The 12,031-nt window shown below is 56.2% G+C and carries 11 protein-coding genes; 4 read left to right on the top strand and 7 right to left on the bottom strand.

Annotated features, from left to right (window positions below; genetic code table 11):
* The first annotated feature begins 1 nt into the window (after position 1).
* The gene (locus EDC90_RS01595; RefSeq protein ID WP_132307865.1) at positions 2-925 is read left to right on the top strand and encodes an isoaspartyl peptidase/L-asparaginase family protein; all 924 of its coding nucleotides are present in this window, start codon (positions 2-4) and stop codon (positions 923-925) included.
* A 185-nt stretch (positions 926-1,110) separates the two neighbouring features.
* Here the strand turns inward: EDC90_RS01595 and EDC90_RS01590 are convergent, their stop codons facing one another.
* The 4 genes from EDC90_RS01590 to EDC90_RS01575 form a co-directional block, all read right to left on the bottom strand.
* A complete protein-coding gene (locus EDC90_RS01590; protein WP_132307863.1) occupies positions 1,111-2,028 on the bottom strand; it encodes an ABC transporter permease in 918 nt (305 codons plus the stop codon).
* A complete protein-coding gene (locus EDC90_RS01585; RefSeq protein ID WP_132307861.1) occupies positions 2,021-3,028 on the bottom strand; it encodes an ABC transporter permease in 1,008 nt (335 codons plus the stop codon). Before EDC90_RS01585 ends, EDC90_RS01590 begins: the two co-directional genes overlap by 8 nt.
* A gap of 215 nt (positions 3,029-3,243) precedes the next feature.
* A complete protein-coding gene (locus tag EDC90_RS01580) occupies positions 3,244-4,959 on the bottom strand; it encodes a peptide ABC transporter substrate-binding protein (RefSeq protein WP_207903826.1) in 1,716 nt (571 codons plus the stop codon).
* Between the two features lie 76 nt (positions 4,960-5,035).
* Positions 5,036-5,272 (bottom strand): hypothetical protein, encoded by a 237-nt coding sequence (locus EDC90_RS01575; RefSeq protein ID WP_132307859.1) that lies wholly within the window; start codon positions 5,270-5,272, stop codon positions 5,036-5,038.
* 107 nt (positions 5,273-5,379) lie between these two features.
* Between EDC90_RS01575 and EDC90_RS01570 the strand changes: the two genes are divergently transcribed.
* Positions 5,380-7,284, top strand: coding sequence for an ABC transporter ATP-binding protein (locus EDC90_RS01570; RefSeq protein WP_132307857.1), 1,905 nt, complete (start codon positions 5,380-5,382; stop codon positions 7,282-7,284).
* Positions 7,285-7,425: 141 nt separating this feature from the next.
* Positions 7,426-8,595, top strand: a complete 1,170-nt coding sequence (locus EDC90_RS01565) for a M20 aminoacylase family protein (protein WP_132307855.1) — start codon at positions 7,426-7,428, stop codon at positions 8,593-8,595.
* A 4-nt stretch (positions 8,596-8,599) separates the two neighbouring features.
* On the opposite strand, the gene EDC90_RS01560 is transcribed toward EDC90_RS01565, so the two are convergent.
* Positions 8,600-9,607 (bottom strand): LysR family transcriptional regulator, encoded by a 1,008-nt coding sequence (locus EDC90_RS01560; protein ID WP_132307853.1) that lies wholly within the window; start codon positions 9,605-9,607, stop codon positions 8,600-8,602.
* Between the two features lie 284 nt (positions 9,608-9,891).
* Here EDC90_RS01560 and EDC90_RS01555 point away from each other — a divergent pair, with 284 nt between their 5' ends.
* Positions 9,892-11,178 carry a tyrosine-type recombinase/integrase gene (locus EDC90_RS01555; RefSeq protein WP_132307851.1) on the top strand — a complete coding sequence of 429 codons (1,287 nt, stop codon included), beginning with the start codon at positions 9,892-9,894 and terminating at the stop codon, positions 11,176-11,178.
* Positions 11,179-11,245: 67 nt separating this feature from the next.
* Here the strand turns inward: EDC90_RS01555 and EDC90_RS01550 are convergent, their stop codons facing one another.
* Positions 11,246-11,632, bottom strand: coding sequence for a type II toxin-antitoxin system death-on-curing family toxin (locus EDC90_RS01550; RefSeq protein ID WP_132307849.1), 387 nt, complete (start codon positions 11,630-11,632; stop codon positions 11,246-11,248).
* Between the two features lie 11 nt (positions 11,633-11,643).
* Positions 11,644-11,871 (bottom strand): transcriptional regulator, encoded by a 228-nt coding sequence (locus EDC90_RS01545; protein WP_106308240.1) that lies wholly within the window; start codon positions 11,869-11,871, stop codon positions 11,644-11,646.
* Positions 11,872-12,031: the final 160 nt, after the last annotated feature.

Genomic DNA, 12,031 nt, shown 5'->3' with positions numbered 1-12,031 from the left:
AATGCGCTATTCACTGGCGGTCCATGGCGGGGCCGGAACCATTTTGAAATCGAAGATGACGCCGGAAAAGGAAGCGGCCTATCACGCCGGCCTGCGCCGGGCGCTTGAAGCAGGAGAGGCTGTGTTGCGCGATGGCGGCGCCGCGCTCGATGCGGTGACTGCTGCGGTCTGTGCGCTCGAAGACGAGCCGCTGTTCAACGCCGGACGTGGCGCGGTCTTCACCGATCACGGCGAACAGGAGATGGACGCGGCCATTATGGACGGGCGCGACCGCAGAGCGGGCACTGTCGCCAGCATCTTCGGGCCGAAGAACCCGGTGCGCGCGGCCCGCGCGGTGATGGAAAACACCGTTCATGTCTGCATGACCGGGCTCAACGCGCTGGAAATCGCCCGCAAGGCCGGCGTCGAATTCGCGGACAAGGATTACTTTTTCACGCAGGCGCGCTGGGATGCGCTGCAGGACACGCTGAAGATGAAAGCGAACGGTGTGGATGACGACGACCCGGCGCGGCGTCATGGCACGGTCGGCGCGGTCGCCTGCGACAATGACGGCAATCTGGCTGCTGCCACCTCCACTGGCGGATGGACCGGAAAGGCCAAGGGCCGCATCGGCGATACGCCGGTGATCGGCGCGGGCACCTATGCCGACAATGCCACCTGCGCGGTTTCCGGCACGGGCCATGGCGAGATTTTTATGCGCTGGACGGCTGCCTCGGAGATTGCGGCGCGCATGCGCTATGCCGGTGAGACCCTTGAACAGGCGGCAAAACATGTCGTCATGGTCGACCTTGCCGAAAATGACGGCTCCGGCGGTTTGATTGCCGTCGACCGCGAAGGCAATATTACCCTGCCGTTCAATTCGCAAGGCATGTATCGCGGCCATGTCCGCGCCGGCGAGGAAGCCGTGACCGCGATTTACGGGTAATCAGAACCGGGATAGGCTGGTAAACGCCCTTTTCGATTGTTCTGCGTCACCGGACAGAACGGATCCGGTGTCAGCGGCATTCAATCCGGTAGCATCTCAAATGTGAGGCCAACGAGACTGAAAAGGCAGTCCCCTGAGGAACCGCCTTTTCCGGCTCACGCCGTCCGGTCTGGCTTTGGTGTGCATCAGCGTCCGCGGATGCGGGGGTCGAGTGCGTCGCGCAGACCGTCGCCCAGATAGTTGACTGACAGAACGGTCAGAGAAATCGCGATTCCGGGCATGACAACCCGCATCGGGTGGATCTGAATCTGGTCGACAGCATCATAAAGCAGGCGTCCCCAGGTCGGAAAATCCGGCGGAAAGCCGAGGCCGAGGAAGGATAGGGACGACTCGGTGATGATCGCATTGGCGATCCCCAGCGTCGCCGATACCATGATCGGACTGAGAACATTCGGCAGAAGGTGGCGTGTGATCATCTTGGTCGGGCGCGTGCCGATGGAGCGCGCGGCCAGGATGAATTCACGCTCTTTGAGCGCCAGAACATCACCCCGGACGATACGGGCTGCCTGCATCCAGCTGGTTATGCCAATGGCCGTGACGATGAGCAGGAAAATGCCTGCCGCAGGGCCAAATGTTGCGCTTAACGTGCCCCGAAACAGCATGACCATGACCAGAAGCAGCGGCAAAAGCGGCAGGGCCAGAAACAGATCCGTGAAGCGCATCAGAACGCCGTCGAGCTTTCTGAAATATCCGGCAAGCACACCAACGAGCGTTCCAAGCGCCAGTGAAAGAAACATGGCGACCAGGCCGACCGAAAGCGAGATCCGCCCACCGGCCATCATTCTGGCCAGAAGATCCCGGCCAAGCTGATCGGTCCCAAGCGGATGGGCCAGTGACATTGGCGAATCCCGCGCCAGAATATCGACCTTGGTTGGACTGTATGGCCACAGATAGGGGCCAAGGAAACAGCCCAGTATGATGAGAAGGAAGATTGCAGCGCCTGCCATGGCGCCGCGATGACGGCGAAACTGACGCCAGACATCGGCCCACTGCGAAGACGGGGCTGTTTCTTTCATGTTTGAGGAGTGGACCGTTTCAGTCATAGCGGATCCTCGGGTCTAGTATGCCATAAAGAACATCAGCGATGATGTTGAACAGAACGATCAGAATGGCGAAGATAAAGGTCAGGGTCTGAACCATCGGCAGGTCATTGGCCTGAATGGAGGTGATCAGCAACTGGCCAATACCGTTCACCTTGAACACTTGCTCGGTGATGATGGCGCCGCCGAAGATATGCGGCACGCTCATCGTGATGACCGTGACGACCGGGATCATAGAGTTGCGCAGCACATGGCCCAGAATGACCGTTCTTTCACGCAATCCTTTCGCCCGTGCTGTCCTCACATAGTCCTGATGCAGGTTATCGAGCATGGAAGCACGCATGAAGCGGCTCATCTGTGCTGTCACCTGAAGCGCAAGAACCATGACCGGCATGATCATCTGTCTGAGCTGTTCAACAAATGTGTGCCAGCTGTTGATCTCCAGCGTCGTATCGTAAACGGATGGCAGCCACTGAAGATAAATCGAGAAAATGATGATGACGCCAACGCCGCTGAAAAACGGTGGGATCGAATAGCCAACCATCGAGAAAAACGTGCCGACCTGGTCGAATATGGAATATTGCCGGTAGGCTGAAATGATGCCGATCGGCAGGGCGATCAGAATGCCGACCACATAGGCCAGGCCGACGACCCAAAGCGTCTGGGGCAGGCGCTGGGCAATAATATCGGCAACCGGGCTGCGGGTTTGCCAGGAGATAATCCGCTGCGCATTTTCGGCAAAATGCGTTCCGAAGAGCTGATTGAACACATGCAACGGCTCAATCCAGAAAAACTGCTTGACCCATAACAGATACCGAACCCAGACAGATTGGTCGAGGCCGAGCGCAGCGCGCATCTTCTGCTTGACTTCCGGCGGGATGGTCAGCGGCATGTTGGCAAGCGGATCACCGGGCGCAAAGTCCAGCAGGAGGAAAATGACAAGGCTGATGAACAGCAACGTCGGGATCGCAATCAGGATCCGACGGATAGTATAGTTGAACATAAGGCGAGGCCTCACTGCACTCAGACGAATACCGGCATCTCCGCGAAAGAGAAAAGCCTTTCCAGCCGGATGCGCGATGCTCGTGTTCTGGCTCTGGCATTCTTCTGATAGTCAAAACTCTGAAAGGGCAGGCGTGCTGGCAAGAAGCACTGCACATTCGGTGTCTCCGGGGCAGACTTCACGAAAGCCACGCCCCGGCGTTCATTCGTCCGTGCTCAGTTTGCTGATCTGCTCCAGTCAGCAATATTCCAGAGTTCGGAATCCCAGCCGTTAATCTCTACGCCTTCAAGCGTATTCGATTTGGCTGATTGTGTGCCGCGATAGACGATCGGCAGCAGAACCATGGCATCATGTGTGAGCATCTCGTTGAGCTGGCGAACCAGCTTGCCACGCGCTTCAACACCCGCTGTCTGTCCCAGTTCCTTGACGAGCTTGTCGTATTCAGGGTTGCAGTAACGATTGACGTTCTCACCTTGCCAGCCGGTTGCCGGACGCGGAATCTTGTCGCAGGTATACTGTGCGACATACTGTGCCGGATCGATACCGGGGAAGTTGTTCGCATACATTTCCACGTCTGCGTAAAACTTCTGGAATGTGTCCGGCGAATTCGGGTCTCCGCCAAAGAATACTGAGCCGTCGACATTGCGCAGCTCGGTTTCAACGCCAATTTCAGACCACCACTGTTTGATGATTGACTGGAAGTCCTGACGAACGCCATTGGTCGAAGTCTGAAACAGGATGCTCAGCTTCTGCCCATCCTTTTCGCGGATACCATCGCCATCGGAATCAACCCAGCCAGCTTCATCGAGCACGGCTTTCGCGCCGTCAATATCCTGTGTCAGGCACCAGTCGTTATCCGGCGTGACATATGCCGCAGGCGCAGGAACCCAGTCGCAGCTGGCTTTGCCGGCTTTGCCATAACCGATTTCTGCAAGGATATTGCGGTCAATCGCCATAGAGAGCGCTTTGCGGACAGCCGGATCACCGGTTACCGGGTTCTTGTGCTTGGTCGTCGAGCGCTCATCTGCCGGAAGCGAAGGCGATGCATCTGTCTGGTTCATCTGCAGGCGTTCGACCAGACTGCCAAAGGCAACAACGGTTTCGCCCTTGCCGCCTTTCAGCATATTGGCAAGAACATCCGGTGCAAGCTGGGTGTTCCAGGCATAATCAAACTCCCCGGTCTGCAGCACTGAGCGGGCAGAAGATGCTGCATCACCGCCACCCTTGAGCATCACGCTTTCAAAATGCGGCTTGTCCGGATTGCGGAAGTTTGGATTTGCTTCCAGTTTGATCGTGTCATTCGGACGGAAGTCCGTCACGACGAAGGGACCGGTGCCAACCGGGTAGAAGTTCTGATCCGTGCAGGTCGGAGCCGCTGCGCCAAGGCAATCGGCAAACTGTTTGGCCTGCAGAATCGGGGATTCATAGGTCGAGAATACTGAATAGGGATAAGGCTTGGGCGCGTCGAAGGTCACTCTTACCGTGAGCGGGTCGACAGCCTCAACCTTCTCGACACCTTCAAAGTGTGAAAGCTGCGCGCAGCCGCCACTGGGGTCCATGCAATAATTGGCGGTAAAGACAACATCGTCAGCAGTGAAGTCCGTGCCGTCAGACCATTTGACGCCCGGTTTCAGCTTGAAGGTTACCGTCTTCAGGTCTTCAGAGATGCCGCCATTGTCGAGGGTCGGAATTTCCGTGACAAGCCACGGGATCATTTTACCTTGCGGGTTGAAGCGGATCAGCGGTTCAAGTGCCATACTGGAGGCAACAAGATCCTTCGTGCCGCCTGACAGATAAGGGTTCATGATGGAAGGAGCCTGGCTGAATGTCAGCCTCACTTCGCCATCTGTTGCCGGTGCAGCCGCTGCATTGGTCGAAACGGCGGCAGCCATCATCAGCCCTCCGAGCGAGAGCGCAATTCGATAAGTCATTTTATTCCCCTGGCAGCCTGCGCTCTGCTTGAAATAGTCTTCTGCGAAACAGATGAGCAACTGCGATTATTTTTATTTAGAACTGATCCCCACCTGCCTTTCCGGCTTTTTTGATGAAGATCGGATGAACACCCCAACTATTCTTAAGGATTTCAGAAACGGCAAGTGAAGACTTGAAGCACACCGTGTTGCTGAAATGGCAACACGGTGTGCTTGGATGAATTGCTTGCGCTTTCGCCAGAAACGAAGAACAGTTGATGCAACAAAAAAGAAAATTGCCAGGATCAAGGGGGTCTTGGCGCAGCCAAAGCATCAGCAAGGTATCCCGAAGGGGATGCCCGATCCTGCCAGACATGATCTGGCGGGCGATAAAACCTGCGCGTCTCCTCCTGATCAATGTTTGTTACAGTGAGAGAACGTATGCAGCAACACCAGGACGCCACGTCTCATAAACAAAACCAGCCGGAATACCCCCCGGTTTCGGACGAACAGTTGCTGTCTGTCCGGAACTTGCGCGTCGCATTCGAAACACAGGCCGGTGCGGTTCTGGGCGTTGAGGATGTCAGTTTTGATGTCGCTCTGGGCGAATGTGTCTGCATCGTTGGCGAATCCGGCTCCGGCAAGTCTGTCTCCTCCCTCTCCTTAATGCGGCTGATTGAGTATGACGGCGGCATAATTGCTGGCGGTGAACTGCTGTTCAAACGTGCTTCAGGGAATACCGTTGACCTTTCAAAGCTCCCGTCTCCTTTGATGCGTGATATCCGGGGCAGTGAAATCGGAATGATCTTTCAGGAACCGATGACCTCACTGAACCCCGTCTTTACGATTGGCCGGCAATTGACAGAGGGCTTGCGCGTTCATCGGGACCTGACCAAATCCGAAGCCCGCAGCAGGGCGCTCGAACTCCTGAAAATGGTGAAGATCAATGAACCGGAGCGTCGGCTTGATCAGTATCCGCACGAGCTGTCAGGCGGCATGCGGCAGCGCGTCGTGATTGCAATGGCGATGGCCTGTGAACCGCGACTTCTTATCTGCGATGAACCGACAACAGCGCTTGATGTGACAATTCAGGCTGAGATCCTGGGGCTGATCAATCAGCTGAAAAATGAAAAAGGCACTGCCGTCATGTTTATCACCCATGACATGTCGGTAGTGGCGCAGATGGCCGACCGCGTGGTCGTCATGTATCGCGGCAACAAGGTTGAAGAAGGTCCGGTCGAAAAGATATTCGAGGCGCCGGAACACCCTTATACAAAGGCACTTCTGGCCGCCGTTCCGCGCCTTGGCGAAATGCGGGGCAAAACCAGGCCGGAGCCGATGCGTATTCTCACGCGTGAGGGCGCTCCGGCTTCAGATGTGTCTGATGCCGGGTCAGAAACGCCTGAAGATGAAGATGGTGAACAACCGGTCCTTCTCGATGTTCGCCACCTGACCACACGCTTTCCGGTCAGAGGTGGTTTGCTGAAGCGTGTCAAAGCACGTGTTCATGCTGTTGAAGATGTCAGTTTTAAAATCAGGGCGGGTGAAACACTGAGCCTTGTCGGGGAATCAGGCTGTGGGAAGTCCACTTGCGGGCGCTCGCTTCTTCGTCTCGTGGAACCGACGGATGGCAGCATCCGCCTTGCAGGACGGGAGCTTCTCGAACTCAATGAAGCGGAACTGCACAAAGCCCGGCGGAATATGCAGATGGTTTTTCAGGACCCTTTTGCAAGTCTCAATCCACAGATGAAGCTCTTCGATCAGGTTGCAGAACCCTTGCGGAATTATGATCTGGAAAAAGGCTCGGCGTTGCAGGATCGCGTTGCCACACTGTTTGAGCGGGTAGAGCTGCCCCGCTCATTTATGTACCGTTTTCCACATGAGCTTTCGGGCGGTCAGCGCCAGCGTATCGCGATTGCCCGCGCGCTCGCACTCAACCCCAAGCTGATCATTGCGGATGAAGCTGTTTCTGCTCTGGATGTATCGGTCCAGGCGCAGGTTTTGAACCTCATGATGGAGCTTCAGAACGATCTCGGTGTTTCGTTCCTGTTCATTTCACACGATATGGCCGTGGTCGAGCGCGTCAGTCACCATGTTGGCGTGATGTATCTCGGGCGTCTTGTCGAAATTGGCCCGCGGCAGGCCATCTTTGAAAACCCGACGCATGAATACACAAAAACCTTGCTTTCCGCTGTGCCGATCGCCGATCCGAAGAAGCGAAAGCTGAGCGGTGATATACGCTATACACCGATCCCTTCCCCCATATTTCCCCCGGACCACAAGCCCGAACCGAGCCGCTATCAAAAGATTGGCGAGGACCACTATGTGCTTGTCCGCCAGGCGTAGCGCTTCGGCATCCGTTTTCGTGCCGAGGCTTTCCAGATCATGAGCCTTTGAATTCCTTCGAGCCGGCGTCTCTGAGATCTGGTGATGGCGGTCCGCCCAAATTTTCTTTGTCTTATTTCGTCAACAGTAAGGAGTTGCCTCATGGCAATCAAAAACCGTTTTGCAGAGCTTCATTCAGAAATCAGTGCATGGCGTCAGGACATTCATACACACCCAGAGCTGGGTCTGACTGAGACGCGTACCGCCGGCAAGGTTGCCGAATTGCTGAGGTCGTTCGGCTGTGATGAGGTTGTCGAACAGGTCGGCCAGACCGGTGTCATCGCTGTCATCAAAGGCAATGGTGGCGAAGGAAAGTCCATCGGCTTGCGGGCCGATATGGATGCCTTGCCGATTACGGAGCTGACTGGGGCCGACTATGCTTCTGCAGAACCGGGGCGGATGCACGCCTGTGGACATGACGGGCACACAGCGATGCTGCTTGGCGCTGCGCGGTATCTGGCCGAAACCCGCAATTTCGCAGGGCAGGCGGTTCTGATCTTTCAGCCCGGCGAAGAAGGTTATTTCGGCGCACGTGGAATGCTGGAAGACGGGCTTCTGGAGCGCTGGAACATTGATGAGGTTTACGGAATGCACAATATGCCTGGCATCCCGGTTGGGCATTTTGCCGGATGCGCCGGTCCATTCATGGCGGCCGTCGGTAATCCGACGATCAAGATTACGGGAACGGGTGGGCACGCCGCCCAGCCGCAAAACTGTATCGATCCGATGCCCGTTGCAGCACAGGTTATCCTTGCGTGTCAGACGATTGTGGCACGCAACGCGCACCCCCTTGATGCGCTGGTCATATCGCTCACAAGTCTCAAAACGGATTCGCCGGCCAGCAACGTCATTCCCGAGACAGTGGAAATAACAGGCACGGTCAGAGCTTTGAGCGATGATCTCATGAAGCTTGCGGAAAAGCGTATCGGGGAGATTTGTGCCGGAATCGCCATCAGTGCGAATGTGAGTATCGAGTTTACGTTTACGCCGGGCTACCCTGTGACAGTCAATGATGAAAATGCGATGGACGCGGCGCTTGCTGTTGCCAGCGAAATCGCGGGAGAGCAGAACGTCAACCGGTCATTGTCTCCTTCAATGGGAGGTGAAGACTTCTCGTACTTCCTGCAGAAGCGGCCTGGCGCGTTTATTAATGTTGGCAATGGCGATAGCGCTGGCCTGCATTCACCCTATTACAACTTCAATGATGAAGCCATTCCCTTCGGTTCAAGCTGGCTTGTCGGCATGGTGGAAGCGCGCAGCCCTTTGAGCTGACTTTTCAGGTGCTTGAAAACGCCAGCATATCGGTCGCCAGCCTGTTGGCGACCGTTTCAACGACATCTTCAAGACGCCGTCGGGCGCGAACCATCAGGCGGGTTTCGGTTTTCAGGAAGACTGTATCGGAAACGGCGACGGCTGCGATCTTATCCTTCATCGCCGGCGCATCGGCAACGCATCGCGGCAGGAATGTGATACCGATCTCTGCGGTGACGAAGTTCAGGAGAAACGCCACCGAGTTGGATTCCAGCCGTGGAGAAAGAATGAGATTCTGTTCGCGCGCGGCGCGTGACAGCAGAAACCGCACCGGGTGATCACTTTCAACCAGTGCCAGCGGAAGCCCCACGACTTCTGCAAATTCGACTTGTTTGCGCCGTGCGAATGGCGCGTTGACCGGAAAAATGGCGCAGAGTGGCTGTCTTCCGGAAGAGATCGTCCGCATCATCGCGTTTTCTGCCAGTCCATAGGCTATGCCGATATCAACCGCACCCTGCAGCAGCGCATCCTGAACTTCCGGAGAGCTTAGTCTCAGGACCTGAACATTGATATCAGGGCGGACCTTCAGAAGGGGGCGCACGCCGTTTTCCATCAGATCGGAGATGAAGGCTTCGCTGCATGCGATGCGCACCGGGCTTGTTTCGCTGCTCTGCAAGCGGCTGAGCTGTCCCATCAGCTCGGACTGGTCTTCGGCGGCTTTTGCAGCGTACTGGGCAAGGATTTCGCCAGCTCTTGTCAGCATTACACCGTTCGGGCGTCGCTCGAGCAGCTTAACACCAAGCCTTACTTCAGCATCTGAAATCTTTCGGCTTATTGCGGATGGGACAATGTTCATCTGACGCGCAGCGCTGCGGATTGAACCGCTTTGTGCAACCGCTGAAAATTCACGAAGGAAACGTGCGGTGAGGTCGTCAAGAAGCATTATGGCGCCCTCTGAAGGAACGCGGGCACGATCATGATCTGAAAATGCGCCGTCATTGCTGTTGCCGGAAGACTGACTCGCAAAGACCATGGGCCAGCCACTCGAAACGTAAAGGTTTCTTGAAAAGAGTGTGGCGGTCAAGTCTGTTTGTTTTTACGGGTAGAAAACGCATCTTTCGAATTGGTGAATGGCGGACAGAGAGAATGCCTTGGACCACATTCAGAACCCGTCATCACCCGTCACATTACGCAACTAACCAACTGTATTGACGAGATTTTTTTCGTCAGATCACTTCAACGGCCTTCAAGGGGATTTAGACGAGGCCAGAGCCGTTTCGTACCTTCGGACACCATTCAATCGACGGAGGTACTCTTATGAGCTTGACGGTAAAACAGATCGAATCTGCGAAATTTGCATCCGGACCAGAGCGGCTGAGCGACGGACACGGGCTTTATCTGCGCCTTTTCTCTGGAGGGCGCAAAAGTTTTGTATTTCGAACACCGCCCGGCGCCGGAGCGGTGACATGGATCTCGCTCGGGTCCTATCCCGAGATGGGGCTGAAGGATGCCAGAGAGAAGGCAAATATCATCAGGGGCCTCTTTGCCGACGGCAAGACAGTCGCTGATGTGCGAGAACTGCTCAGCGGCAAAGAACAGCCATTGCCCTCTTCGTCACGGCGGAAAAGGCGAAGTCAACCGGCTGGCATGACCGGAAAGGCAGGCGCACCAAAATCTGCAACGCCGACATTCCAGGAGATGGCCAGGACCTGGTTCGAGATGAAGAAGCCCGGTTTGCGCAACGCCAAGCACGTAACGCAAAACTGGAATACGATCGCCACATACGTGTTCCCTGACATCGGCTCCAAGCCGATCGACGAAATCAAGCTTCCCGAAATCGTCGACACCATCGCGCCGATCTGGAGATTGAAACACGAGACGGCTCGCCGCACGCTTGGACGGACCCGGGAAATTTTCGCCTTGGCGAAGATTCGCGGGTACCGGGATGACAATCCGGCAGATTTCGATCCCAAGATCGCGCTTGGCGCGGTGCGAACCGTACGTCGTCACCATGGCTCATTGCCGCCTGAGCGGGTGCCGGAATTCTGGGACTGGCTCCAGACCGTGCCATGTGAGCCGACATTGAGGTATGCGACAATGCTGCTGCTTCTGACCGCCAAGAGATCGAAGGAGACCCGACACGCAGAATGGGATTTCTTCAACTTCGATACCGGTGTCTGGACGACTCCGGAGCGGCTCATGAAAATGCACCGATCCCATCGGGTGCCAATGTCGAGACAGGCTATTCGGGCGGTGATCGAAATGCGCCCGCTCAGCGGACATGAAAGACTGGTGTTCGCCAAACCGAGGAACCGGTCAGGCGCCTTGTGCGAAAACGCCATCCGAAATCTTGCGATCCGCTTCGAACCCGGCATCACCGCGCATGGCTTTCGAGCCAGTTTCCGAACGTGGGCGCGCCAGCAGAAGCGCTTCACGCGCGACACCATGGAGTTTGCCCTGGCGCATGAGCCAGACGACCTTGAGGCGGCCTATCAACGTGAAGACCTGCTCGAGGAACGGGTGGAGCTCATGCAGGACTGGGCCAATTATGTCACTGGCGGAAGAGATCCGATCGGTCTCTTCTCGGGCACGATACAGAGTTGATAACAGACATCGACCTTGGGCGAAGCACATTGCATCGCCCGAAGTCCGGCAATAACCTGATTTCCCGTCAGGCTTCGACCAGCCGATCCCTGAACCAGCGTGCAAGTTTGTCTTCCGCAATCACGCCGCCAGCCACGCCTTCCATCAACTGAATTGCATCGACGGGCTGGAAGTGAAGCCGGTATCCGTTGTCTGCAAGGAAAAGACGCGCCGCGATCCAGGCCGTGCGCTTGTTGCCATCCATGAAACCATGGTTCTTGGCGAGACCGAAGGCATAGGCCGCGGCAAGGTCTGACGCGTCCGGGGTGCCATATGCAGCCACATTCTGCGGACGGGCCAAGGCGCTTTCTATCCCGTCAGCGTTTCGGATGCCCTCGGAGCCGCCATGTTCCGACAATTGCCTGTCGTGAACCGCATATATGACAGCCGGTTCCACCCATCGCCAGTTCTTCATTGCGGCACCCGTCATTTGGCGAGCGCGCGCAATACCTCGCGGTCGTCATGCATGATTTCATCGGCGAGTTCCATCTGGCGGACGAACTCCGGATTATAGGGCGTAAGGCGATAGCCGCCATCCGCTGTTTCCGTCAGATAGAGGGTATCACCCTTCTTGACCTTCAGATGGGCCATTATTTCCTTGGTGAGGATGACGCCGGACGATGCGCCAACCGTTGTAATCTTGACACTCTGCATAGCGGCTGCCTCTCTATATAATAGCTATTATATAGACAATGACGCCTGATCGATCAATGGCAAGAAGTCGGCGGCAAAGCGCGAGGGCTTCGTGCCAGCGATTTTCCATAGAACAACGGGAAGCCAAGCTAAAAAGCCCGAAAGCTCCGACGCGCAAGGG

The sequence above is a fragment of the Martelella mediterranea genome, from assembly GCF_004342225.1.
GTDB classification, from domain to species: Bacteria; Pseudomonadota; Alphaproteobacteria; order Rhizobiales; family Rhizobiaceae; genus Martelella; species Martelella mediterranea_B.
The sequence above is the reverse complement of the archived record's forward strand: the minus strand, read 5'-3'. Positions and strand labels throughout refer to the sequence as shown.

What these genes read in the sequence shown, in the direction of transcription:
- EDC90_RS01595 (WP_132307865.1), top strand. Translation starts at nt 2, where the DNA reads ATGCGCTATTCACTGGCGGTCCATGGCGGGGCCGGAACCATTTTGAAA.
- EDC90_RS01590 (WP_132307863.1), bottom strand. Translation starts at nt 2,028, where the DNA reads ATGACTGAAACGGTCCACTCCTCAAACATGAAAGAAACAGCCCCGTCT.
- EDC90_RS01585 (WP_132307861.1), bottom strand. Translation starts at nt 3,028, where the DNA reads ATGTTCAACTATACTATCCGTCGGATCCTGATTGCGATCCCGACGTTG.
- EDC90_RS01580 (WP_207903826.1), bottom strand. Translation starts at nt 4,959, where the DNA reads ATGACTTATCGAATTGCGCTCTCGCTCGGAGGGCTGATGATGGCTGCC.
- EDC90_RS01575 (WP_132307859.1), bottom strand. Translation starts at nt 5,272, where the DNA reads ATGCTTTGGCTGCGCCAAGACCCCCTTGATCCTGGCAATTTTCTTTTT.
- EDC90_RS01570 (WP_132307857.1), top strand. Translation starts at nt 5,380, where the DNA reads ATGCAGCAACACCAGGACGCCACGTCTCATAAACAAAACCAGCCGGAA.
- EDC90_RS01565 (WP_132307855.1), top strand. Translation starts at nt 7,426, where the DNA reads ATGGCAATCAAAAACCGTTTTGCAGAGCTTCATTCAGAAATCAGTGCA.
- EDC90_RS01560 (WP_132307853.1), bottom strand. Translation starts at nt 9,607, where the DNA reads ATGGTCTTTGCGAGTCAGTCTTCCGGCAACAGCAATGACGGCGCATTT.
- EDC90_RS01555 (WP_132307851.1), top strand. Translation starts at nt 9,892, where the DNA reads ATGAGCTTGACGGTAAAACAGATCGAATCTGCGAAATTTGCATCCGGA.
- EDC90_RS01550 (WP_132307849.1), bottom strand. Translation starts at nt 11,632, where the DNA reads ATGAAGAACTGGCGATGGGTGGAACCGGCTGTCATATATGCGGTTCAC.
- EDC90_RS01545 (WP_106308240.1), bottom strand. Translation starts at nt 11,871, where the DNA reads ATGCAGAGTGTCAAGATTACAACGGTTGGCGCATCGTCCGGCGTCATC.